The sequence below is a fragment of the Rhodoglobus vestalii genome, assembly GCF_006788895.1.
Lineage (GTDB): Bacteria > Actinomycetota > Actinomycetes > Actinomycetales > Microbacteriaceae > Rhodoglobus > Rhodoglobus vestalii.
In genome coordinates, this window is the sequence record NZ_VFRA01000001.1 from 2,707,315 (window position 1) to 2,730,311 (window position 22,997).

At 59.2% G+C, this 22,997-nt stretch carries 23 protein-coding genes; 18 read left to right on the forward strand and 5 right to left on the reverse strand.

Annotated features, from left to right (window positions below; genetic code table 11):
- The first annotated feature begins 20 nt into the window (after positions 1 to 20).
- Together FB472_RS13350 and holA are read left to right on the forward strand one after the other, a co-directional pair.
- Entirely contained in the window at positions 21 to 1,649 is a 1,629-nt protein-coding gene (locus tag FB472_RS13350; protein WP_170192099.1) for a ComEC/Rec2 family competence protein, read from the forward strand.
- A gap of 31 nt (positions 1,650 to 1,680) precedes the next feature.
- Positions 1,681 to 2,709 carry a DNA polymerase III subunit delta gene (holA, locus tag FB472_RS13355; protein WP_141991299.1) on the forward strand — a complete coding sequence of 343 codons (1,029 nt, stop codon included), beginning with the start codon at positions 1,681 to 1,683 and terminating at the stop codon, positions 2,707 to 2,709.
- A gap of 102 nt (positions 2,710 to 2,811) precedes the next feature.
- Here the strand turns inward: holA and rpsT are convergent, their stop codons facing one another.
- Complete coding sequence (gene rpsT, locus FB472_RS13360; RefSeq protein WP_021808990.1) at positions 2,812 to 3,072, reverse strand: 30S ribosomal protein S20; 261 nt, start codon at positions 3,070 to 3,072, stop codon at positions 2,812 to 2,814.
- A 543-nt stretch (positions 3,073 to 3,615) separates the two neighbouring features.
- On the opposite strand from rpsT, the gene lepA reads away from it, so the two are divergent.
- Together lepA and FB472_RS13370 are read left to right on the forward strand one after the other, a co-directional pair.
- Positions 3,616 to 5,484: a translation elongation factor 4 gene (lepA, locus tag FB472_RS13365; RefSeq protein WP_141991300.1), complete on the forward strand. Its 1,869-nt coding sequence runs from the start codon at positions 3,616 to 3,618 to the stop codon at positions 5,482 to 5,484.
- Between the two features lie 5 nt (positions 5,485 to 5,489).
- Positions 5,490 to 6,083, forward strand: coding sequence for a DUF1990 domain-containing protein (locus FB472_RS13370; RefSeq protein WP_021808993.1), 594 nt, complete (start codon positions 5,490 to 5,492; stop codon positions 6,081 to 6,083).
- Here the strand turns inward: FB472_RS13370 and FB472_RS13375 are convergent.
- A complete protein-coding gene (locus FB472_RS13375) occupies positions 6,080 to 6,757 on the reverse strand; it encodes an HAD family hydrolase (protein ID WP_141991301.1) in 678 nt (225 codons plus the stop codon). The genes FB472_RS13370 and FB472_RS13375 overlap by 4 nt on opposite strands.
- A 96-nt stretch (positions 6,758 to 6,853) precedes the next feature.
- Between FB472_RS13375 and hemW the strand changes: the two genes are divergently transcribed.
- Positions 6,854 to 8,104 (forward strand): radical SAM family heme chaperone HemW, encoded by a 1,251-nt coding sequence (hemW, locus tag FB472_RS13380; protein ID WP_141991302.1) that lies wholly within the window; start codon positions 6,854 to 6,856, stop codon positions 8,102 to 8,104.
- A gap of 33 nt (positions 8,105 to 8,137) precedes the next feature.
- Here hemW and FB472_RS13385 read toward each other — a convergent pair whose 3' ends face one another.
- Positions 8,138 to 8,512, reverse strand: coding sequence for a DUF4870 domain-containing protein (locus tag FB472_RS13385; protein ID WP_246078236.1), 375 nt, complete (start codon positions 8,510 to 8,512; stop codon positions 8,138 to 8,140).
- Positions 8,513 to 8,601: 89 nt separating this feature from the next.
- Positions 8,602 to 9,000, reverse strand: a complete 399-nt coding sequence (locus FB472_RS13390; protein WP_141991303.1) for a DUF4870 domain-containing protein — start codon at positions 8,998 to 9,000, stop codon at positions 8,602 to 8,604.
- Positions 9,001 to 9,212: 212 nt separating this feature from the next.
- On the opposite strand from FB472_RS13390, the gene hrcA reads away from it, so the two are divergent.
- From hrcA to leuA, 9 genes are all read left to right on the forward strand, one after another.
- Complete coding sequence (gene hrcA, locus FB472_RS13395) at positions 9,213 to 10,235, forward strand: heat-inducible transcriptional repressor HrcA (protein WP_141991304.1); 1,023 nt, start codon at positions 9,213 to 9,215, stop codon at positions 10,233 to 10,235.
- A gap of 23 nt (positions 10,236 to 10,258) precedes the next feature.
- Positions 10,259 to 11,365 (forward strand): molecular chaperone DnaJ, encoded by a 1,107-nt coding sequence (dnaJ, locus tag FB472_RS13400; RefSeq protein ID WP_141991305.1) that lies wholly within the window; start codon positions 10,259 to 10,261, stop codon positions 11,363 to 11,365.
- 10 nt (positions 11,366 to 11,375) lie between these two features.
- On the forward strand, positions 11,376 to 12,107 hold the full coding sequence (locus FB472_RS13405; protein ID WP_141991306.1) for a 16S rRNA (uracil(1498)-N(3))-methyltransferase: 732 nt from the start codon (positions 11,376 to 11,378) through the stop codon (positions 12,105 to 12,107).
- A 17-nt stretch (positions 12,108 to 12,124) separates the two neighbouring features.
- A complete protein-coding gene (locus FB472_RS13410; RefSeq protein ID WP_141991307.1) occupies positions 12,125 to 12,475 on the forward strand; it encodes an HIT domain-containing protein in 351 nt (116 codons plus the stop codon).
- A complete protein-coding gene (locus FB472_RS13415) occupies positions 12,465 to 13,529 on the forward strand; it encodes a PhoH family protein (protein ID WP_141991308.1) in 1,065 nt (354 codons plus the stop codon). Before FB472_RS13410 ends, FB472_RS13415 begins: the two co-directional genes overlap by 11 nt.
- Before the next feature lies 1 nt (position 13,530).
- A complete protein-coding gene (gene ybeY, locus FB472_RS13420; protein ID WP_141991309.1) occupies positions 13,531 to 13,992 on the forward strand; it encodes an rRNA maturation RNase YbeY in 462 nt (153 codons plus the stop codon).
- A gap of 5 nt (positions 13,993 to 13,997) precedes the next feature.
- Complete coding sequence (locus tag FB472_RS13425; protein ID WP_141991310.1) at positions 13,998 to 15,308, forward strand: hemolysin family protein; 1,311 nt, start codon at positions 13,998 to 14,000, stop codon at positions 15,306 to 15,308.
- Positions 15,305 to 16,204 (forward strand): GTPase Era, encoded by a 900-nt coding sequence (gene era / locus FB472_RS13430; RefSeq protein WP_141991311.1) that lies wholly within the window; start codon positions 15,305 to 15,307, stop codon positions 16,202 to 16,204. Before FB472_RS13425 ends, era begins: the two co-directional genes overlap by 4 nt.
- 222 nt (positions 16,205 to 16,426) lie before the next feature.
- On the forward strand, positions 16,427 to 18,205 hold the full coding sequence (gene leuA, locus FB472_RS13435) for a 2-isopropylmalate synthase (RefSeq protein ID WP_141991312.1): 1,779 nt from the start codon (positions 16,427 to 16,429) through the stop codon (positions 18,203 to 18,205).
- An 82-nt stretch (positions 18,206 to 18,287) separates the two neighbouring features.
- Here leuA and FB472_RS13440 read toward each other — a convergent pair whose 3' ends face one another.
- A complete protein-coding gene (locus FB472_RS13440; protein ID WP_141991313.1) occupies positions 18,288 to 18,944 on the reverse strand; it encodes a trimeric intracellular cation channel family protein in 657 nt (218 codons plus the stop codon).
- Between the two features lie 369 nt (positions 18,945 to 19,313).
- Here FB472_RS13440 and recO point away from each other — a divergent pair, with 369 nt between their 5' ends.
- The 4 genes from recO to nadA all read left to right on the forward strand — a co-directional run bounded on the left by recO (position 19,314) and on the right by nadA (position 22,996).
- Positions 19,314 to 20,042 carry a DNA repair protein RecO gene (recO, locus tag FB472_RS13445; RefSeq protein WP_141991314.1) on the forward strand — a complete coding sequence of 243 codons (729 nt, stop codon included), beginning with the start codon at positions 19,314 to 19,316 and terminating at the stop codon, positions 20,040 to 20,042.
- Positions 20,039 to 20,842, forward strand: coding sequence for an isoprenyl transferase (locus FB472_RS13450; RefSeq protein WP_141991315.1), 804 nt, complete (start codon positions 20,039 to 20,041; stop codon positions 20,840 to 20,842). Before recO ends, FB472_RS13450 begins: the two co-directional genes overlap by 4 nt.
- 161 nt (positions 20,843 to 21,003) lie before the next feature.
- On the forward strand, positions 21,004 to 21,720 hold the full coding sequence (locus FB472_RS13455) for an NUDIX hydrolase (protein ID WP_141991316.1): 717 nt from the start codon (positions 21,004 to 21,006) through the stop codon (positions 21,718 to 21,720).
- Entirely contained in the window at positions 21,707 to 22,996 is a 1,290-nt protein-coding gene (nadA, locus tag FB472_RS13460; RefSeq protein WP_141991317.1) for a quinolinate synthase NadA, read from the forward strand. Before FB472_RS13455 ends, nadA begins: the two co-directional genes overlap by 14 nt.
- The last annotated feature ends 1 nt before the right edge of the window (position 22,997 follow it).

The following is a 22,997-nucleotide window of genomic DNA, read 5'->3' on the forward strand; positions in this document are numbered from 1 at the left end:
AATACTGTAACAACGTACGTGTGAGCTCGCTGAGTCACCTGACGGCGGTTTCAGGGGCAAACTGTGCCATTGTCGTCGGGCTCATCATGGCCCTCGGTAGCAGACTCGGTGCCCACCGTATCGTGCGAATTGCGCTGTCGGTGGCGGTGCTGCTCGCCTTTGTTGTTGTGGTGACACCTGACCCTAGTGTGCTGAGAGCGGCCCTAATGGCAACACTGGTTCTCATCGCGCTGGGTATCGGGCGACCGCTCCGCGGGATGGCCGTGCTCTCGCTTGCCGCGATCAGTCTTCTTGTGTTTGATCCGTGGCTGGCGCGCAACTTTGCGTTCGCCCTCTCCGTATTCGCGACGGCAGGCCTTCTGCTGTTTGCGGAACCGTTGGCGCACCTTCTTAGCCGATGGTTGCCGCGGTGGTTGTCGCTCGTCATCGCTGTGCCTCTCGCCGCACAACTCGCCTGCCAACCCATCCTCCTGCTGTTGCAGCCGACGCTTCCCACGTACGGTGTTGTTGCGAACGTGCTCGCCGCCCCGGCTGCTCCCGTGGCCACCGTCGTGGGTTTGGCGGCCTGTGTGGCACTGTCACTGTGTCCACCGCTCGGCATCGGGCTGATGTGGATTGCGTGGTTGCCCTCCGCGTGGGTAGCTGCCGTGGCAACATTTTTTGCTGGGGCCCCGGGGGCACGAATCCCGTGGTGGGAGGGCTGGGTCGGCGTCGTCGCTCTCAGCGTTGTGACGGTTCTGTTTTTGGTGGCGCTGGTGATGCAGCATCCGTGGCGACAGCGGGCGCTCGCGACGCTGGTGGTGTGTGCCACTCTTGCCGGGGCAACGACAGTCGGGCTCGGAGTGAGCGCGGCGCTGTTGTGGCCCGATGATTGGCAGTTTGCTCAGTGTGACGTTGGTCAGGGAGATGCCGTTGTTGTTCGAAGTGGCGAGCAGATCGCGCTGATCGACACCGGGTCAGATCCTGACCCTCTAGAGGCGTGCCTGTCACGACTGGGTGTTGATCGCGTTGATTTGCTGGTGCTCACCCATTTTGACCATGACCATGTGGGTGGTGCCGAGGCAATCTTTGGGCGAGCAGATGTGGTGCTCGTTGGCCCGGTCGGATCCGATGAAGACAGAACTGTGCTCGAATCGCTGGGGGCAGCGGGCGCCCAGGTACGTGCTGTTAGCACAGGGGATCGCGGCGAGTTGGGTGCACTGCGCTGGAACGTGCTGTGGCCCGGCGAGCCGCTCACGGGAATCGACCCCGGCAACGATGCGAGCATTGTGATCGAGTTTCTTCCGCGACCTGATTGCGAGCAACAGTGCCTCAGTTCGACATTTCTCGGTGACCTTGGTGAAAGCGCGCAGGCGCGCCTTCTCGAAGAAGGCTCGCTGTCACAAGTGGATGTCGTCAAAGTCAGCCATCACGGGTCAGCCGATCAATACCCGCCCCTGTATGACGCGCTCGACGCCACCGTGGGATTAGTCGGTGTTGGGGCAGAGAACGGCTACGGACATCCAACGGATGATGCCCTAACGATGCTTGAGGAGGCGGGAATCACGGCAGTGCGAAGCGACACTGACGGCCTAGTGTTGGTATCGCCAGCAACGCACCCTGGATCGGTTCGGCTGTGGACGGAACGGCACATCGGCGGGCAACATTAGGCTGGAATCACAGTTTTATCTGAGGAGTCTCGTGGCCGCTAAGCCCCCCGCACGATCACCGGTCAAACCGAAGGTCGCAATTGCACAATTAGCGTGGAACCAGGTGCGCCCGGCGCCGATCGTGCTGGTCAGCGGCACCGAAAGTTTTCTTGCTGACCGCGCCATTCGCATACTGCGCGACACCCTCAAAGCAGAAGACCCCAGTCTTGAAGTGAGTGACCTCGAAGCTGACCAATATGCCCCCGGTGACCTCATTAGTTTGGCAAGCCCGTCGCTATTCAGCGAACCACGGATGATCCGCGTCACAAATGTGGAGAAATGTTCTGATGCGTTCATCACTGAGACTCTGAAGTATTTGGATGCCCCTGCCGAAGACACCTACGTGGTGTTGCGCCACGCCGGGGGGGTGCGCGGCAAAAAACTTCTCGACGCAATCCGTTCAGGTGCCGGCGGTGGCATTGAGGTGGCCTGTGTCGAGCTCAAGAAAGATGCCGAGAAGTACGATTTTGCGGCCGCGGAGTTTTCGACGCTCCGAAGGCGAGTGACCCCGGGAGCGCTCCGGACGCTCGTCTCTGCTTTTTCAGCCGATCTAGCAGAACTCGCGGCAGCCTGTCAGCAGTTGATCGCCGATGATGCCGATGAGATCAATGAAGCAACGGTGGCGCGCTACTACTCTGGGCGTGTCGAAACCAGCGCCTTCACAGTTGCCGATTCCGCAATCGCTGGCCGCTCTGGGGAGGCCCTTGTGCTGTTGCGCCACGCGTTGGCGTCGGGAGCGGACCCGGTTCCGATCGTTGCTGCGTTTGCGTCGAAGCTGCGCACGATGGCGAAACTTTCGGGCGGATCGATGTCTTCGGGTCAGGCGGCGAAGACTTTTGGCATGGCGCCATGGCAAGCCGAAAGGGCGATGAAAGATTTGCGGGGCTGGAATGATGCGGGGCTTGGTTCCGCCATAGAGGCAATTGCGGACACGGATGCTCAGGTCAAAGGTTTGGGCCGCGACCCCGTTTTTGCGCTAGAGCGCATGATTTCTATTGTGGCGGCCCGCGGCATCCGCTAGATTGCTGCGTCTCGTAGCAACGAACGCCTCAGCAACAAACGCCCCCGGCCGCGAACGGTGGGGGCGTTTGTGTGTCGTCGGCGTTCTGCCGATGTGAGGTCTTTAGAGTGCTGCGACCTGCTTGGCGATGGCCGACTTGCGGTTCGCTGCTTGGTTCTTGTGCAGGATGCCTTTGCCGGCTGCCTTGTCGAGCGTCTTGGTCGCGGAGAGCAGACGTGCCGTGGCGGTCTCTTTGTCGCCAGCCTTGATTGCTTCGCGGGTTGCGCGGATAGCGGTCTTGACTTGGCTCTTGACGGCACGGTTGCGGTCTTGTGCCTTCTTGTTGGTGCCGATGCGCTTGATCTGCGACTTAATATTTGCCACGTGTAGGTACTTTCTTGGTTGTGGGTCAGAGATGGTGGGCGGCCGTGGAAGAGAATCGTTGTTCTGATCCTCGGCCGCGATGCGCAAACTGTTCGACTAGGAACCGTATGCATAAGCCAACAGGCAATGTTACCAGCGCGGTGGAGCTATGGCAATTGCGAAGCAATTGCGCGACCCCAGCGCCGTGCAAACTTGTTTGCACGGGTTTCGGTGGAGCTATGGCAATTGCGAAGCAATTGCGCGACCCCAGCGCCGTGCAAACTTGTTTGCACGGGTTTCGGTGGAGCTATGGCAATTGCGAAGCAATTGCGCGACCCCAGCGCCGTGCAAACTTGTTTGCACGGGTTTCGGTGGAGCTATGGCAATTGCGAAGCGATTGCGCGACCCCAGCGCCGTGCAAACTTGTTTGCACGGGTTTTTACGGGAGCCCCTGCGCCGTGAAAAATGCATTTGGCAAGTTGTTAACCCCAGCGCACAGCCCCCAAAACCTCAACTTTAGCGGGGTGCGCGCAAGACTGTCGGTGTCGTGGGAGAATTGGGTGGATGTCTCCTCGCGCCTCTTACACTCTTGAGCCTGCCTTGACCGATCCTGCGTTTATCCGCAACTTTTGCATAATCGCCCATATTGATCATGGCAAGTCCACCCTCGCTGACCGCATGCTGTCGGTCACGGGGGTTGTCAGCGACCGCGATATGCGTGCCCAGTATTTGGACCGTATGGATATTGAGCGGGAGCGCGGCATCACCATTAAGAGCCAGGCGGTGCGTATGCCGTGGGCTCTCACGGACGAGAGTGGCTTTGAGCAGGCGTATGCGCTCAACATGATTGATACGCCTGGCCACGTCGATTTCACCTATGAGGTTTCGCGTTCTCTGGCGGCGTGTGAGGGCGCAATTCTTTTGGTGGATGCCGCTCAGGGTATTGAAGCTCAAACCCTCGCGAATCTGTATTTGGCGATGGAGAACGATCTGACGATCATTCCTGTGCTGAATAAGATTGACTTGCCTGCTGCTGATCCGGACAAATATGCGGAGGAGATTGCGGGCCTTATTGGTTGCGATCCGTTGACGGTTCTTCGTGTTTCGGGTAAGACGGGGGTGGGTGTTCCCGAGTTGCTCGATGAGGCAACACGGTTGATCCCGGCACCGGTGGGTGATCCGTCTGCACCTGCCCGTGCGATGATTTTTGATTCTGTTTATGACGCGTATCGCGGTGTGATTACTTATGTCCGCATGATTGATGGCTCGATGGCGCCGCGCGAGAAGGTCATGATGATGTCGACGAAGTCGGCTCACGAGTTGTTGGAGATCGGTGTCAGTTCGCCGGAACCTACGGCGACGAAGGGTCTTGGTGTCGGTGAGGTCGGCTATCTCATCACGGGGGTGAAGGATGTTCGCCTGAGCAAGGTGGGCGATACGGTCACCAACTTCGCGAAGCCGTCGACGCAGCCTCTGAAGGGCTATTCCGAGCCGAAGCCGATGGTGTTCTCGGGGCTGTACCCGATTGACGGTTCTGATTACCCGGTTCTTCGGGAGGCTCTCGACAAGTTGAAGTTGTCGGATGCTGCGCTTGTCTACGAGCCTGAAACTTCGGTTGCTTTGGGGTTTGGTTTCCGCTGCGGTTTCTTGGGGCTGCTGCACTTGGAGATTGTGCGCGAGCGTCTTGAGCGTGAGTTCAATCTCGACATGATCGCGACTGCGCCTTCGGTAATCTATGAGGTCATGAGCGATGACAAGGGCGTTACTACGGTCACTAACCCGAGCGAGTTCCCGGTCGGCAAGATCACGAGCGTCACCGAGCCGATGGTGAAGGCATCCATCCTGACTCCGAAAGATTTTGTCGGCACGGTTATGGAACTGTGCCAGTCGCGGCGCGGAACCATGCAGGGTATGGAATATGTTGGTACTGACCGTGTTGAGCTTCACTACACGATGCCTCTTGGCGAAATTGTTTTCGACTTCTTCGACCATCTGAAGAGCCGCACGCAGGGCTATGCGAGTCTCGACTATGAGCCCAGTGGCAATCAGACTGCTGATCTCGTGAAGGTTGACATCTTGCTTCAGGGCGAAGCAGTTGACGCGTTCAGCGCCATTGTTCACCGCGACAAGGCGTATGCCTATGGTGTGCTGATGACGGAGCGGCTGAAGAATCTGATTCCGCGTCAACAGTTTGAGGTGCCGATTCAGGCAGCGATTGGTGCGCGCATCATTGCCCGGGAGTCGATTCGTGCATTGCGCAAGGACGTTTTGGCTAAGTGCTATGGTGGCGATATTAGTCGCAAGCGTAAGCTCCTTGAGAAGCAAAAAGAGGGCAAGAAGCGCATGAAGATGGTGGGCCGGGTCGAGGTTCCGCAGGCTGCGTTTATTGCGGCGCTGTCTGGTGAAGTCGAGTCGGGCAAAGAGAAGAAGTAGACGAAGTGGATGCCCGCACCTACCCCAATGCGCCCGTTACGTACGGAGCGGTAGGTGCCACGCGCGGCAGCACTTTCACGGTGCTTCCGCCGGCGGGCTTTCGCCGGGTCGAGCGCAGCGCTCGCATCGGGCACGGTGATGAACGGTGGGCTTTTGCCCACCATCAGATCATGACGTGGGGTGTGAAGCGTCGCAGCGGCTTCGGGGTCACGTTGTTGCCGCGCGATGCGGCCGGTGAATTACTCGATCTGTCGAAGGACAGCGCGACGCATCCGAAGATGCGTGCCGGCGACACAATCATTCTTTCCATCGGTCGCGGCAGGTTGACGGCGCATGAGCCCGTCCGTGTCGTGTATGTGGTGGATGAGCCCACCGTTGCCGGTTTTGCGTATGGAACGCTTGAAGGTCATCCGCTTCGTGGCGAAGAGTCGTTCATGATCGAGCGTCGCGACGATAATTCGGTGTGGATCACTGTCCGCTCCTTCTCGCGACCGGCGTCGACGAAGTGGATGCTGCTGTCACCCGCATTGCGAGTGTTGCAGTTCGTCGTGGTTGGCCGCTATTTGCGAGCGCTTGCGGGAGCAATTCCTGCGGATTAGCCGCGCTCGGTGAGTTGCGTGATGGTGTCAAGCACCTCTTCGAGCCCGCCGACGAGATTGTCTACGACCAATAGTGCACTGGTGTTGCGGAGGTCTGCGACCGAGTAGGCACCTGTGGCGACGGCAATGAAGGGTAGCGAGGCGGCATCGGCGGCGATTCCGTCGTTGGGTGTATCGCCAACAATGATGTGGGTTCCGTCACCGAGTTGGGGTGTCACGAGCGAGGTGAGGTGGGGGCGACTGGGTGAACGATCGCCGAAAAACGAATTCTGCCAAGTGAAGTCGTCAGCCGAGTATCCGGCGGCCAGCAGTTTGTAGCGGGAGTGGAGCGGACCATTTCCGGTGAGCAGCGCATTGTCCCATCCGCGGTGCGCGACCTCGCGAAGGGCCTCGGGGCCACCAGCAACAGCCTCACGGATAAAACCACCGTCGTGTTGAGCAAGGGTATGTACGTCGAGCTCTGTGAGAAGGTCATCGAGCATCGTGGATGGTTGACCGTTCAGTTGCAGCAGTTCGCTGAGCAGCTGCCCTTCGGTCATCCCGTGTGGGTTGGTGATGCGATGCAGCGGCGGGGCGCCGGTGAGCTGTGTGAACGCCTCAAGGTACACGTTGGCGCCGTCTGGCGAGTTGTGAATGAGGGTGCCGTCGATGTCCCACAGGATGTGTGTTTTCACTTCTTCATTCTCCCACGTACGAGGTGCGACAATTGAGTGAGGCCTGCACACACTCGCTGTTGCGCGCTTGTAATCGGTTGATGAGGAGACTAGTTCGTGCCAGGTGTTGTGCCCATTGCAGATCCCGCACCCCTCGATGGTGCCCTTCCCGAGTCTGCAGCGGTGGGTTCTGAGGGCAGACCGTGGAGCGTCTACATTCACGTTCCGTTCTGCCGGGTGCGCTGCGGTTACTGCGATTTCAACACCTACACCAGCGAGGAGTTGCGGGGGGCGAAGCGCTCTGATTATGCTTCGGAAGCTATTGCTGAGATGGCTTTGGCTTCGGCTGTTTTGTCTCAGGCTGGGGTTGCGTCGCGGGAGACCTCCACGGTGTTTTTCGGCGGAGGCACGCCAACGCTGCTGCCGGTGACCGACCTGACCCGAATGCTTGCCGCTGCCCGCGACACGTGGGGCTTTTCTTCGGATGTCGAAATCACCACCGAGGCAAATCCAGATTCAGTTGATCGAGAATATTTGCTCGCGCTCAAGGAGGCCGGTTTCACGCGGATCTCGTTCGGGATGCAGTCGGCGGTGCCGCACGTGCTGGCGACTCTTGAGCGCACCCATGACCCTGCGCGGGTTCCCCACGTAGTCGCGTGGGCCCGCGAGGTAGGGCTCGATGTCAGCCTCGACCTGATCTATGGCACGCCGGGCGAAAGTTTGGCGGATTGGGAGCGCTCGCTCGACCAAGCAATTGGGCAGAGCCCGGATCACATTTCTGCCTACGCTCTCATCATCGAGGCGGGCACAAAGCTTGCGGGTCAAATTCGCCGCGGTGTGGTCGCTTCGGTCGATGACGACCTGCAGGCCGACATGTATGAGCTGGCCGAGCAGAAACTTAGCGCTGCGGGTTATGAGTGGTACGAGGTCAGCAACTGGGCCAAAGGCAGCAGTGACCCAGAAGTGACTAACACAAGCCGTCACAATTTGGGCTACTGGTTGGGCAATGACTGGTGGGGTATTGGCCCTGGCGCGCACAGCCACGTGGGAGGGGTGCGCTGGTGGAACGTGAAGCACCCTGCTGCCTACGCCGACCGGATGGCCGCCGGGCACTCGCCGGGGGCAGGCAGGGAGACGTTGGCCGATTCGAGCAAATATTTGGAGCACGTGCTGTTGCGCGCCCGCGTTCGGAATGGTTTGCACATCAACACCCTCGATACTGACGGCCGGAACGCGGTAGCTGGCCTCATCGCTGACGAGCTTGTCGTTGCGCGTTCCGCACTGCGGGGAACGATTGAGCTCACGCTGAAGGGGCGCCTGCTTGCGGATGCCGTGGTGCGGCGACTGCTAGCGGACGCCCCCATTTGAAGCGGTAGGTTCGCTCTGTCTAGCGAGTTCGAACTACTTAATGAACTCGAAGGTCAGCGGGTACTTGTAGGCCTGACCATTGTTGGCAGCAATTGCGGCCATAATACTGAACACAATGATGACAATGCCGACGCCAACGAGCATGAGATAGCCGATGAGGACCACGGTGAGGATGAGGCTCAGAACGTAGGCGATCGCCACGGTGATCTGGAAATTGAGCGCCGTGCGCGTGTGGGCGCGCACGAATGGCCCGCGATCCTTAAACACGAGGTGTCCGACGAGCGCTGGGATGAAGGAAAAGAAAATTCCACCGACATGAATAAGCGTCGACCAAAGCTTCTCGTCGCTGGGATTCATCGGCTGGGTTGGTGCGTACGGTGAGCTGGTGGGGGGTGTGGAGTCTGACATGACTCCATTAAAGCGTGCATTGGGCAAAAGAGAAGCCCCGAGAGCAGAAGCTCTCGGGGCTGGGTATCAGTTAGCTACCCAAAGGCGTGCTATTTGATGAGGCGAAGAGCGAAGGGGTAACGGTAGTTCGTGCCGTCCTTGGCCTTAGTGAATCCGATGATCGAGAAGATCAGCGAGGCGGCCCAGATCGCGAAGCTCAAGAGCGTCTGGAGGATGGCGAAGAGGCCAAAGGTGACTGCTGTGAGAATCGAACCGATGATAAACAGAGCAACCTGTGCGATCGCCATCGTGATCTGGAAGTTCAGGGCCTCTTTGGCTTCGGTGTTAGCGAAAGCGCCGCGCTCCTTGAATACCAGCCAGATGATGAGCGAGGGCAGGAAGCCGATGATTCCACCCAGATGAGCGAAGGACGCCCACTGCTTGTCCTCAGCCGGGGTTAGTTGCGCTGCCGGCTGCGGTGCGGCGGGCTGCGGATTTGCGTCAGTCATGTGTTCGTGCCTTTCAGGTGAACGAGGGAAGTTCCCGGGTTTCATCAAAATACTCGGCGTAACACCTGAGCATTGCCCCGGTAGGGTATCGCCCAAGTACAGGAACACGCTAGCGCTAATCACGCGTGCGGTGCAACGGTGGTGTCAGAGTGTGTCGAGTAAGATTGGCAGTCGAGCAGATTGAGTGCCAATCAAGAGAGGTGGGTGGTGGCATGGTTTCCGCCCGCGGGCTTGACGTGCTTCGAGTCATTGTGCAGGACTACGTTGCCACGCGCGAGCCTGTCGGATCGAAGTCGGTTGTCGAACGTCATTCCTTTGGAGTGTCGGCGGCGACGATCCGCAATGACATGGTTCTCCTCGAAGATGAAGAGTTGATCACTGCCCCGCACACTTCATCTGGCCGTGTGCCCACCGATAAGGGCTACCGGGTGTTCGTGGATCAACTCGCTGATCTTCGCCCGCTCACGAGCGCTCAACGCCAAGCAATCGAGTCCTTTTTGGGCCAGGCTGACGACTTGGATGATGTGCTGGCCCGCACAGTACGCATGCTTTCCCAGCTCACCAACAGTGTCGCGATGGTGCAGTACCCCTCGCTGGCAACGGCACGGGTGCGCCACATCGAGTTGGTGCCGCTGAGTGCATCCCGCATCATGACGGTCTTCATTACCGATTCTGGCCGCGTCGAACAACGTCTTATCGATGTCTCAGAACCGCTCGATGATGTGTTCTTGGGAGAGATGCGAGCGAAGTTGAACTCGGCACTCATGGGGCAGTCACTGCCTGATGCGGCCGAGAGCCTCACCCGCTTTGCTGAAATTTTCCCGGTTGAGCGCCAGCCCATTGTGAGTCAGATTGCCTCCAGTCTCGTGGAACAGGTGTTGGCCAATCGGCATGACAAACTTGTTCTGGCAGGCACAGCAAACCTTGCACGAACTGAGCAAGACTTTGCGGGCAGCATTTTTCCCGTGCTTGAGGCAATAGAAGAGCAGGTCACGTTGTTGCGCCTCTTTGGTGAGATGCAGGTGACAAGTGGGTCAGTGTCTACTCGCATCGGCCGAGAAAACGCAGAATTTGGGCTTGAGGAGACCTCCGTCGTTACGGGTGGCTACTCCTCATCGGGCGGCGACGTCGCGCGACTGGGAGTCTTGGGCCCGACTCGGATGGACTACTCGAACAATATGGCAGCAGTGCGCGCGGTAGCGCGGTACCTGTCACGACTTTTAGAAGAAAACTGAGCTCGTAAGGAGCAATCGGAACTTTGGCAGATCACTATGAAGCACTCGGTGTTGCCCGCGAGGCCACGCCAGAAGAAATCAAGAAGGCGTACCGCAAACTCGCCCGCGAGTTGCACCCCGACGTAAACCCGAGTGCGGATGCTTCGGAGCGCTTCAAATCGGTAACGCACGCCTATGACGTGCTCAGTGACCCCCAACAGCGTCAGCAGTACGACATGGGCGGCCGCGGCAGCGGTGGCGGTTTCGGTGGCGCAAACTTCGGTTTTGGTGACATCTTTGAGACCTTCTTCGGAGGCGGGGGCGGAGGGCAATCCGTCGGGCCTCGTTCGCGACGTGAGCGCGGGCAGGACGCGCTCCTGCGCGTTGAGGTGAGCCTCAAGGAGACCATTTTTGGTGTCTCCCGCGACCTTGAGGTCAATACTGCAGTGCTGTGCGAGACGTGTGAAGGTAGCTGCACGGCACCAGGCACATCCCCGGTTCGCTGTGACATCTGTCGGGGCAGCGGCCAGATTCAGCGTCAAGTGCGCAGCCTTCTTGGCAACGTCATGACGTCGAGTCCGTGTGGCACGTGCCGCGGCTACGGCAACATCATCATCAACCCGTGTGGCACTTGCGCCGGGCAGGGTCGAGTGCGGGCTCAGCGCACGATTTCGGTCGATATCCCGGCTGGCGTCGAAACCGGTCTACGTCTTCAGATGCCTGCTCAGGGTGAGGTCGGGCCAGCGGGTGGCCCCAGCGGCGACCTGTTCTTGGAGATGAAGGTGCGCCACCACGACGTGTTCAGCCGCACCGATGACGACCTCCTGGCCACAGTTGAAGTGCAGATGGTCGATGCAATCCTGGGAACCACCGTCACCCTCGACGGTTTGGACGACAAGGTTGAAGTGAATATCAAGCCGGGTTCCCAGAGTGGCGAGGTTCTCACTGTCAAAGATCGGGGCATCACGAGCCTGCGCGGAGGTGGGCGCGGTGACTTACGGCTGGGCATCCAGGTGATCACTCCCACCAAGTTGAGTAACGCTGAGCAGGCCCTGATCAAGCAGCTGGCGGCCGCTCGTAAGAACAAAGCGCCACACTTCGCCGAGTTCCAGCAGGGACTCTTCGCTAAGCTGCGCGACCGGTTCCTTTAGGTAACCGCCGGTGGCTCACCTGTATATCGATGAAGAACTGGATGCCGCCCAGGTCGGCGACACTGTCTCGTTGACGAAAGCGGAAGCGCGTCATGCGGTGACTGTCTCGCGCCTCGCGGTGGGGGAGTCGATCGCCATTAGCAACGGTGCCGGGCTGACCGTGTCGGGGCCGATCATCACAGCCGAACACACGGAACTCAGCATTCGTGTGAGTGAGGTTCAGCATGCTGAGCGAAACACTCCCGCAGTGTTCCTCGCGCAGGCTCTTGCCAAAGCAGACAGGGATGAGCTCGCGGTGCAGGTCGCCACTGAGCTGGGTGTCGACGGTGTTGTTCCGTGGTCGGCGGCGCGCAGCATCTCCCGCTGGCAGGGCCCCAAAGTTGCCAAGGGGCGCGATCGGTGGGCGGCTATTGTTCGCGAGGCGAGCAAGCAGTCGCTGCGTTCATGGCTGCCGGACGTGCTCGATCTCGTCTCCACCAAACAATTGGCAGCATTCGCCTCCACCACCCGGATGCTCATCCTCGAGCCGACCGCGACAGAAACGCTTGCCGACCTCATCGTTGATGATCGCGACATTGTGCTCGTCGTGGGGCCGGAGGGTGGCGTGGCTGACCATGAGCTTGAGCTATTGACGGCGGCCGGAGCATCCGCGATTCGCCTCGGCACTGAAGTGTTGCGCACCTCTACGGCGGGACCGGCGGCGCTCGCCGTGCTGAACGTCAAGCTTGGTCGTTGGGGCTAGAGGTTTAGGCTAGAGCCATGTCTGATTCCCCTTCGATCTTCACAAAGATCATTGCTCGCGAGATTCCCGCCGATATTGTCTTCGAGTCAGCTTCGGTGATTGCGTTTCGGGATATTGCGCCCCAAGCACCGGTGCATTTACTCGTTGTTCCCACGACCGAGCAGTTTGCCAACGTTGCAGAGCTTGCGGCTGGCAACCCGGCGCTGCTTTCCGAGGTCGTCACAGTGGCACAGCAACTCGCCAACGAGCACACCAACGGCGAATACCGACTCATTTTCAACACCGGCGAGAGCGCCGGTCAAACCGTGTTCCACGTGCACGCTCATGTGCTCGGCGGACACCTCGAGGAAGGCACCCTTGGTCACTAGTGACTCTGAGTTCGCACACACAGATAAAGCACATCCGGCTGAGCGCGACAGCGTTTCGATCGAAGTAGATGGCGTTGCCATGGTGCGGCTGCTTGGCCCCCACGATCGACTGTTCCGCGTGGTTGAGAGCACATTTCCGGATGTTGAGATGCACGTTCGTGGAAACCAGATCACCCTCACCGGTGACGCAGTTGCGGTAGCGTCAGCACGCGAACTTGTTGACGAATTGGTCACGATGGTGCGCGGCGGTAACGATATCGGCGAGCAAGAAGTCGAGTCGTCAGCGAGCATCCTGCGACAGAACCAGGGCAGCCCGAATCTGCTTCTGGGCCAAACAATTCTCACCTCCCGCGGAAAAGCCATTCGCCCAAAAACTCTGGGCCAATCGCAGTATGTCGAAGCGATAGATAACAACATCATAGTTTTCGGCATCGGCCCGGCCGGCACTGGCAAGACGTACCTTGCAATGGCAAAAGCTGTGCAGGCACTGCAGCGCAAAGAAGTTGACCGCATCATTTTGAGTCGCCCGGCGATCGAAGCAGGGGAGCGTCTGGGTTTCTTGCCCGGGTCCCTTACGGACAAAATTGATCCCTACCTTCGTCCGCTATATGACGCGCTCAACGAGATGATGGATCCCGAACTGGTGCCGAAGCTGCTTGCGGCAGGAACCGTCGAAGTGGCACCGCTGGCCTACATGCGCGGTCGCACACTAAACAACTCCTTCATCGTGCTCGATGAAGCCCAAAACACCACCCCCGAACAGATAAAAATGTTTTTGACGCGCCTCGGTTTTGACTCCAAGATGGTCATCACCGGAGACATCACGCAGGTCGATCTGCCCGAAGGTGCAAGCGGGCTCAAACTTGTCTCGAAGGTTCTGCGCGATATTGACGACATCCACTTTGCGGAGCTCACAAGCGCCGACGTTGTGCGTCATAGCCTCGTGGGCAGGATCGTTGACGCGTATACGACGTACGACGCCGAGAAGCAGCGCGATGACTACTACAGCAAGAACCGACCGCGCGCGCGCAGCCGCAACCACGAGGGACGCTAGCGTGTCAATTGAAATCAACAACGAGTCAGGCATCGACGTCGATGAGCATGCCTTTCAGCGTCTCTCCACTTTTGCGCTCGATCAGCTTCATGTGCACCCGGATGCCGAACTCGGCATCGTCTTTGTCGACGAGGCAGCGATCGAACAGCTTCACCTGCAATGGATGGATGAGCCCGGCCCCACCGACGTGCTCAGCTTTCCGATGGATGAGTTGCGCCCCGGTACCGAAGCGCACCAGACCCCGGCGGGGCTGCTCGGCGACATTGTGGTCTGCCCCCAGGTAGCGATTTCGCAGGCCGAGACAGCTGGTCATCCGCCGCTGGAAGAGATGCTCTTGTTGACCACCCACGGCCTGCTTCACCTGCTTGGCTTTGATCACGCGGAGCCTGACGAAGAGAAAGAAATGTTTAGCCTCCAGCGCGAGATCTTGCTGGGCTTCACCCTCGCCGAACGAAGTAGGTAGCAGCAATGCTGAACGGCATCTTCCTCACCGTGGCGATTCTGCTGGTCTCGCTCGGTGGATTACTGGCAGCGGCCGACTCTGCGCTGACCGTGCTCAGCCGCAGTGATCTCGTCGAGCTTGCCGGACGCAGCCGCGCCAAAAAAGCTATTATGGCCATCTCGCACGACATGGGCGCCCACTTCAACGCACTCAACTTCATGCGAATTGTGCTCGAAACCACGGCGGCCGTGCTCGTAACCCTCGTATTTGCGTCAGTGTTTGAGCAGTGGTGGCTTGCGCTGCTCTTTAGCGCGCTCATCATGATCGGAGCGTCCTTTGTTCTGGTCGGCTCAAGCCCGCGCAGTGTCGGACGGGCACACTCACGCAAGGTAGTGCAAATCGCGGCCCCTCTCGTGCGGGGTGTGCGCGTCATCTTGGGGCCCATCGCTGATGCCCTAGTGGCTATCGGCAACCGGGTGACCCCGGGCCGACCGCGCAGCGCAACTTTCTCCAGCGAAGAACAACTGCTCAGCATGGTGGATGAAGCCACCGAACACGAGGTGTTGGATCAAGACGATCGTGATCTCATCCACTCAATTTTCGAGTTCAACAGCACCGTGGTTCGCGAGGTCATGATTCCGCGCACCGACATGGTGACGGTAGAAGCGGATGTCACGGCGAGCGCGGCAATGGGGTTGTTCCTGAGCCGGGGTGTTTCACGGGTTCCCGTGATTGGCGAAGACATAGACCAAGTCATGGGCGTGCTGTACCTGCGCGATGTTGCCCGAGTGGTCTACGAACAGCCGGTTGAATCCGACAAGCTCACAACGAGAGAGCTTGCTCGCCCCGCACTGTTCGTGCCGGAATCGCAGCGCGCCGATAGCCTGCTGCGTCAAATGCAACGGGAATCGAACCATCTTGCGATGGTGGTCGATGAGTACGGTGGCATCGCCGGGCTAGTCTCATTGGAAGACCTCATCGAAGAACTTGTCGGAGATATTTCTGACGAGTACGACCGTGAGGTGGCCGAGTTTGAAGAACTCGCTGATGGCACGTTCCGGGTGAGCGCGCGATTGCCGATCGATGAACTGGGCGATCTATTCGGACTGGAGCTTGATGATGACGAGGTTGACTCCGTGGGAGGGCTCATCATGAAAACTCTGGGCAGACTTCCCGAGAGCGGTGCGGTAGCGCACTATTCGGGGCTTGTGCTCACGGCCGAGCGCACCGAAGGACGACGCAAACGCATCAGTACCGTGCTGGTCGCCAAAGACCCTTGGCTCGAGAACCAACACGAATCAGACTCGAATGACCGAGAGAACGGTGAATCACAGTGACCGACAGCAGTGAGTTCAGAGCAGGATTTGTGACCTTCGTTGGTCGGCCCAATGTGGGAAAGTCGACCCTCACCAATGCGCTCGTTGGCGAAAAGGTGGCGATCACCTCATCCAAACCACAAACGACGCGTCGAGCCATTCGCGGGCTTGTTCACCGCGAAGACGGCCAACTGGTCATTGTCGACACTCCCGGAATGCACCGCCCCCGCACCCTGCTCGGTGAGCGGCTGAATTCAATTGTGCAAGACACCCTCGGCGAAGTTGATGTGATCGGCCTGTGTATTCCCGCCAACGAAAAAATCGGTCCCGGCGACCGCTACATCAATGAGCAGCTCGACTCATTTCCGCGTGCCAAGAAGGTCGCGATCGTCACCAAGATTGACGCATCATCGCGACCCGGTGTTGCGGAACAACTTCGTGCCGTGAGTGAACTGCGCGACTGGGACGAAATTATTCCGATCTCGTCGTTTGACAGCATCCAACTGGATATTTTGGCAACCGAGCTTGTGAAGCTCATGCCCGTCTCGCACGCGCTTTACCCGGATGACGCGGTCACTGACGAGTCGACCGAGTCGCGGGTTGCTGAATTGATTCGCGAGGCCGCGCTGGAGGGGGTCATGGATGAGCTCCCGCACTCCATCGCCGTCACCATCGACGACATGATCGAACGCGAAGACAAAGACCTGCTCGAAGTTTTCGCCAATATTTTTGTGGAACGCGATAGCCAGAAGGGCATCATCATCGGTAAGGGCGGCGAACGCCTTCAGGATGTCGGTGCGCGTGCACGTTCCGAGATTGAGAAGCTTGTGGGTAAGCAGATCTTTTTGTCTCTGCGGGTGAAGGTTGCCAAGGAGTGGCAGCGTGACTCGAAGCAGTTGGGGCGATTGGGCTTCTAGCATCGATTCTGCCGGCGTTTGGGGCGTGCGGTAACGGTTAGGAAACCACTCGTCGTTCCCGGCACGGGCAGTGATACCCTGAACTCATGTTGTTCGGTCTGCTCCTTCTTAGCTGCCGCGACGAGTCCTAATTCAGGCCTCACTCGTCGCGGAGTTCGTCATTGGCTGACCAAACCCCGAAGCGAGTGGCCCACAAGGCCTTGAGAACAGCAGGAGCACCACATGAAGAACAATCAGTCCGCATCCTCGATGCCGATTCACAAGTACCGTCCATTTCACGAAGTCATCTCGATCGATCTGCCGGACCGCACCTGGCCGTCGAAACGCATCACCCAGGCACCCCGTTGGTGCGCTGTTGATCTTCGCGATGGCAACCAGGCGCTAATCGACCCGATGAGCCCGGAACGCAAGCGGATCATGTTCGATCTGCTCGTCACAATGGGCTACAAGGAGATCGAGGTTGGTTTCCCGTCGGCGAGTCAGACCGACTTCGACTTTGTGCGTTCGCTCATTGACACCAACGCGATCCCGGATGACGTCACCATTCAGGTTCTCACTCAGGCACGCGAGGAGCTGATCACGCGCACCTACGAGTCGATTAGGGGCGCCAAGCAGGCGATCGTGCACCTCTACAACTCGACGAGTGTGCTGCAACGTGATGTGGTATTTCGCCAAGACAAGCAGGGCATCATCGACATTGCTCTGAATGGTGCTCGCATCTGTAAGGCCTCCGAGGCGATGGTGCCCGGGACCGAGGTCTACTACGAGTATTCGCCCGAAAGCTACACGGGCACCGAGCTCGACTTCGCTGTCGATATCTGCAACCAAGTGCTCGAAGTGTTCCAGCCCACCCCCGAGCGCAAAGTGATCATTAACCTCCCCGCTACGGTCGAAATGGCAACCCCCAATGTTTATGCCGACTCCATTGAGTGGATGTCGCGCAACATCAACCATCGCGAAAACGTTCTCATCTCGCTGCACCCGCACAATGACCGCGGAACAGGAATCGCTGCGGCTGAGCTCGGTTACATGGCCGGTGCCGACCGCATTGAGGGCTGCCTGTTCGGCAACGGAGAGCGCACCGGAAACGTTGACCTTGTCGCTCTCGGGTTGAACCTGTTTACGCAGGGAATTGACCCTCAAATTGACTTCAGTGACTTGGATGAGATCCGTCGCACCGCAGAGCACTGCAACCAGTTGAAGGTGCACGAGCGCAGCCCGTGGGCTGGCGACCTCGTCTACACGGCCTTTAGCGGTTCCCACCAGGATGCGATCAAAAAGGGCTTCGAGGCAATGGCCGCTCAGGCCGAGCGCGAAGGTAAACACGTCAACGAGTTGGTGTGGGCTGTGCCATACCTGCCGGTTGATCCCAAGGATCTGGGCCGCGGCTATGAAGCCGTTGTGCGGGTTAACTCGCAGTCGGGCAAGGGCGGCGTCGCCTACCTACTGAAGGCCGATCACAACCTCGATCTTCCGCGTAAACTCCAGATCGAATTTAGTGGCGTCGTGCAGTCCAAGACGGACTCTGAGGGCGGCGAAGTGTCGAGCGAGCAGATCTGGACGTCATTCCAGGATGAATACCTGCCGGCATCCGCAGATCTGGTCAAACAGAAGTGGGGTCGATACGAGTTGCTCGCGACTCGCACGACGAGCGCCAACGATGGCGAAGTCAGCCTTGAAGCGCGACTGCGTGTCGACGATGCCGAGGTGGACAGCACCCACGTCGGAAATGGGCCGATTGATGCGTTCTTGGGCATGCTGTCCGCCCAGGGCCAAGGCATCGAGGTGAAGCTCTATGACTACGTCGAGCACACGATGAGTGCCGGTAGCAACGCTCAGGCTGCTGCCTATGTCGAGCTCGACATTCACGGTCAACGACTCTGGGGTGTAGGCATTGATGGCGACATCTCGCGCGCTTCGCTGAAAGCGATCGTGTCAGCGGTCAACCGGTGGGTGCGGGCAGCGAATGCCGTTCCCGATGCCGAGCTGATCGCTCACTAGCATTGGTGTGCGTTGGAGCTTGAGGGCGTTGGTGCCAGTGGGCGTTGGTGCCAGCGTGCTCTAACCACGGTCGGCATTAGGGCTAGCGGCGACGAAACTTCGGCATGCCGCTGATGGTGCGTTGCTCAGGGAGTGTCCAATTGAACAGCACGGCGAGCACGCGCACGCCAACGGTGAGCCCAACGCAGATCGATGCGGCTAGAAACACCGGAACGTCAAAGACCCGCATAATGACCAAACTTGTTGCTCCTGCGGTGGCCGCTACCGCATAGAGCGATCCCACGTGCATCAGTGAGATTGGCAGCGAGAGCAGCATGTCGCGCAGAATGGATCCGCCGACCGCTGAAATAACTCCGACAAAGATTGCCGGCACCTCGGGGAGTCCCAGCGAGAGAGCCTTTGTGGTGCCGATTGCACCAAACAGCCCGATTGTGAGCGCGTCAAGAACGGTGATGACGGGCCCGAGCCGGGAAATCAGCCTTTCAAGTAGCATGCCGAACAGGGCAGCACCGGTCGCCACGATTAGGTACCAGTTGGTGGTGAGAACCGCGGGTACTTCAGAAAGCACCACGTCGCGCACAATGCCGCCGCCGAATCCTGTCGAAATTCCGATGATGGCGACCCCCAGAAGGTCAAGTCGACGGTCGCGAAATTGCGAAGCAAACATGGCCCCTTGCATTGCTCCTACGCCCACGGCAAGCAGCCCAGCCCACAGCGGAATTTCGAAAGTCTCATTCACGCACTATTCGTATCATGCGCGGCACCGGCCGCTCTGTTGTGCGGCGGGCAAGCCTGCAATCGCTCTCGCTTCGCTCTCGGCGCGACGCACCTGCGTGCCCGACCCGACCTTTGCGCGCCTGCGATCTTCGAAAATTCAGGAAAATTCGAGCCAGCCGCAATTTCTTCCCTGAAAACGTGCGCGTTCTCAGCTCTCTGCGCCGTAATTTCCTGAATTTCCGAATGGTGGGGTCGCGCAGGGTGCGGAGATCCACGGCGCAGGCAACACCTGCGACAGCGCAGTGACGAGTCAGCCTCTTGGAGCCACAAATGCCGAGTGGCGTCGGACCGTCGATCATCGACCAGCCCCATGCCGGGGGATACTTGAGGGGTGCCAACCTATCGTGATGAAGCCGTCGTGCTGCGCACCCACAAGCTGGGTGAAGCAGACCGCATTGTCACGATGCTCTCGCGCGAGCACGGCAAGATTCGGGCGGTAGCCAAGGGGGTGCGTCGCACGGCCTCAAAGTTTGGGGCGCGGTTGGAACCATTTATGGTCGCCGACATCCAGTGCTATATCGGTCGCAGCCTCGACATCATCCAGCAGGCTGAGACTTTGGGCTCGTACGGGTCTGAGATCACCGCCGACTATGCGAGCTATACGGCCGCCAGTGTGATGGTCGAAACTGCCGATAAGGTCACGGATGATGATGGTTCCCTTCAGCAGTACCTGCTGTTGGTTGGGGCACTTCGGTCTCTGTCGCGGCGCGAGCACAACCCGAGTCTCACCCTCGATTCGTACCTGTTGCGCAGCCTGTCGATCGCGGGCTGGGCGCCCAGTTTTGTTGACTGTGCTGTCACCGGTGCGCCCGGGCCGCACTCGGTTTTCGTGGCACAGCTGGGTGGTGTGGTTGCCGACGAGGTTGCCCCGCCCGGCTCTCCCAGGCTGAGCGCCGACACCCTCGAACTGCTCGGTGCGCTTCTTTCGGGAACGTGGGATGTCGCCGAGGCTGCAGACGAACGCTCACGTTCGCAAGCCAGTGGCGTTGTTGCCGCGTACACCCAGTTTCATTTGGAGCGCAGTCTTCGCTCTATTCAGCATGTGGATCGGAGCGCATGAGCCGCGTAGCAAAAACTCACAAAGATTCTGTCGATTTTCGTCCGCTCGATTGGACGGGGCTTCAGCCGCCGAAGCTGCCCAAGGGTTCCGTGCCTGAACACATCGCTATTGTCATGGACGGCAATGGTCGGTGGGCGAACGCTCGCGGGTTGACGCGCGTGGAGGGTCACAAGGCTGGCGAGGCGAGCCTGCTCGATGTGGTGGCCGGCGCCATCCAAATCGGGGTGAAGCAGGTGAGCGTCTATGCGTTCTCGACGGAGAACTGGAGTCGCTCACCTGAGGAGGTGCGTTTTCTCATGGGCTTCAACCGCGATGTGCTTCACCGTCGTCGCGATCAACTCAACGAGTGGGGTGTGCGGGTGCGCTGGGCTGGACGTCGACCGCGGCTCTGGACTTCGGTAATCAAGGAGCTGCAGTTTGCCGAGAAACTGACCGAGCACAACAGCACGCTCACGCTGACGATGTGCGTCAATTATGGTGGCCGCACCGAAATTGCGGATGCTGTGCGGTCGATTGCCGATGACGTTGCGGCGGGCAAGCTCAGGCCTGCTGCCGTGACAGAGAAACTCATCCAGAAGCGTCTCTATCAACCTCAGCTTCCCGATGTTGATCTGTTTGTGCGCTCATCGGGGGAGCAGCGCATGAGCAATTTCATGCCGTGGCAGAGCGCTTATGCCGAGATGGTGTTTTTAGACACTCTGTGGCCGGATTTCACCCGCGTGCAACTGTGGCAGGCGATCGAGATCTATGCGGGTCGTACGAGGCGCTTCGGCCGGGCAGTCGATACCCCGACGCCCTGACGCCCTGAGGCCCTGAGGCCCTGACGCGCTGAGGCCCTGACGCGCTGAGGCACTGACGCACTGACGCACGTCTGACCTAAAACGATCCCGGTTTAGGTCACGAAGACTTTAAGGTGTATTCTTTGTTCAGGTCACAATGACTCTTACTGGGAGGGGCGGCGATGAATAAGAGTGAGCAGCGCATCTCGCTCGCGGTGTCCACCGTAATTTTCGCGCTGCGCCCCATCCCCGAGTCAGGTCAAAGCGCTCTCTGGATTCCGTTGGTGCGTCGCACCCGCGAACCGTTTGCCGGCCAGTGGGCTTTGCCCGGTGGTTGGGTCGATAATGATGAAAGTTTGGCGGACGCCGCGGGCCGCAACCTGCTCGAAACGACCGCCCTCGAACCGGCGTACCTCGAACAGCTCTATGCTTTCGGTGACGTTGAGCGTTCCGTCAGCACCCGGGTGGTCTCGATCATCTACTGGGCACTCGTGCGGCAAGAAGAGGCTGAACGCGCCACCGAGGGTGAGAATGTGCGCTGGTTTGCGGCCGACAACCTTCCTGAGCTCGCCTTCGACCACAACGTCATCGTCGACTACGCGCTCTGGCGACTGCGCACCAAGATGGAATACTCGCGAATCGCGCGAGCCTTTTTGGGTGAAACGTTCACTCTCAGTGAGCTTCGACTCGTGCATGAGGCGGTACTGCAACGCGAGCTTGACCCTGCCAATTTTCGTCGTCAGATCGAGAGCTCAGGCTCGCTCGTGCCCACCAACCACGTTGTCTCGGGAGGTCGCCACCGACCGCCGAGACTGTACCGCTATGACGAGGGCGTTGAGCTCGTCGACAACGGCCCACTGGGGCACACAAAGACAGGGAGCACTCGTGTCATCAATTGATTCGACCATTCAGCGCATCACGACGACCGGAGAGGGTGAGACGTGCGCACCCGAGCTGGCGGATGGTCCGTGGACATTCGACCTCGCTCTGCCCAGCTACGGCCCGGGCGCATCGATGGGTGATGTGATTCCTACCGGGGCACCGCGCCAGGGTCAACTGCCGCTCGAGTACCAGAAGGCATCCAACGACGATCTCAACGCCCGTATCGTTGCCGCAAAAGCGACCCTGGGCGATCGTGCGGTCATTCTCGGCCACTTCTACCAGCGCGATGAGGTCGTGCAGCACGCTGACTTCCTCGGCGACTCCTTTCAGCTCGCCAATGCCGCTCAGACGGTGCCAAATGCCGAAGCGATCATCTTTTGTGGTGTGCACTTTATGGCTGAGACTGCAGACATCCTCGCCCGTTCTGATCAGGCAGTGATTTTGCCGAACCTTGCTGCGGGATGTTCCATGGCCGATATGGCCGACATCGACTCGGTCGAAGAATGTTGGGAGCAACTAACGGAGGTGTACGGCACAGAGCCCGATGCCAATGGTCGTGTGCCGATCATCCCGGTGACGTACATGAACTCGTCTGCTGCGCTTAAGGGGTTCTGTGGTCGTAATGGGGGAATCGTCTGCACGAGTTCTAATGCGACAACGGTGTTGGAGTGGGCGTATGAGCGTGGGCAGCGTGTGCTGTTTTTCCCTGACCAACACCTGGGGCGCAACACAGCAAAAAAGATGGGCATCTCGACCGATCTGATGCCGATGTGGAACCCCAACAAGCCGCTCGGCGGCAACGATTCTGAGACACTCACCGACGCAAAAGTTGTGCTCTGGCACGGTTTCTGCAGTGTGCACAAACGCTTTAACGTCGGCCAAATAGACAAGGCTCGCGCAGACTTTCCTGGCGTTCGGGTGATTGTGCACCCCGAGTGCCCCATGCCCGTTGTGGATGCCGCAGACGAAGCTGGGTCAACCGACTACATCCAGAAGGCGGTTGCAGCCGCCACGGAGCCCACGACCTTTGCGATTGGTACAGAGATCAACATGGTTAACCGGCTCGCGGCCCAGTATCCACAGCACCACATCTTCTGTCTCGACCCGGTGGTGTGCCCGTGCTCAACGATGTACCGCATCCACCCCGGCTATCTCGCCTGGGTTTTGGAAGGGCTGGTGCGCGGCGAAGTTCTCAACCAAATAACGGTCGACGATGATGTGGCGGAGCCTGCGCGGCTCGCCCTTGAGCGCATGCTCGCCGCCAAGCCACCGGCCGCATCCACTCAGGCGTAGC

What these genes read in the sequence shown, in the direction of transcription:
- FB472_RS13455 (WP_141991316.1), top strand. Translation starts at nt 21,004, where the DNA reads ATGAATAAGAGTGAGCAGCGCATCTCGCTCGCGGTGTCCACCGTAATT.
- lepA (WP_141991300.1), top strand. Translation starts at nt 3,616, where the DNA reads ATGTCTCCTCGCGCCTCTTACACTCTTGAGCCTGCCTTGACCGATCCT.
- FB472_RS13390 (WP_141991303.1), bottom strand. Translation starts at nt 9,000, where the DNA reads ATGACTGACGCAAATCCGCAGCCCGCCGCACCGCAGCCGGCAGCGCAA.
- FB472_RS13425 (WP_141991310.1), top strand. Translation starts at nt 13,998, where the DNA reads ATGCTGAACGGCATCTTCCTCACCGTGGCGATTCTGCTGGTCTCGCTC.
- FB472_RS13410 (WP_141991307.1), top strand. Translation starts at nt 12,125, where the DNA reads ATGTCTGATTCCCCTTCGATCTTCACAAAGATCATTGCTCGCGAGATT.
- leuA (WP_141991312.1), top strand. Translation starts at nt 16,427, where the DNA reads ATGAAGAACAATCAGTCCGCATCCTCGATGCCGATTCACAAGTACCGT.
- hrcA (WP_141991304.1), top strand. Translation starts at nt 9,213, where the DNA reads ATGGTTTCCGCCCGCGGGCTTGACGTGCTTCGAGTCATTGTGCAGGAC.
- FB472_RS13385 (WP_246078236.1), bottom strand. Translation starts at nt 8,512, where the DNA reads ATGTCAGACTCCACACCCCCCACCAGCTCACCGTACGCACCAACCCAG.
- FB472_RS13450 (WP_141991315.1), top strand. Translation starts at nt 20,039, where the DNA reads ATGAGCCGCGTAGCAAAAACTCACAAAGATTCTGTCGATTTTCGTCCG.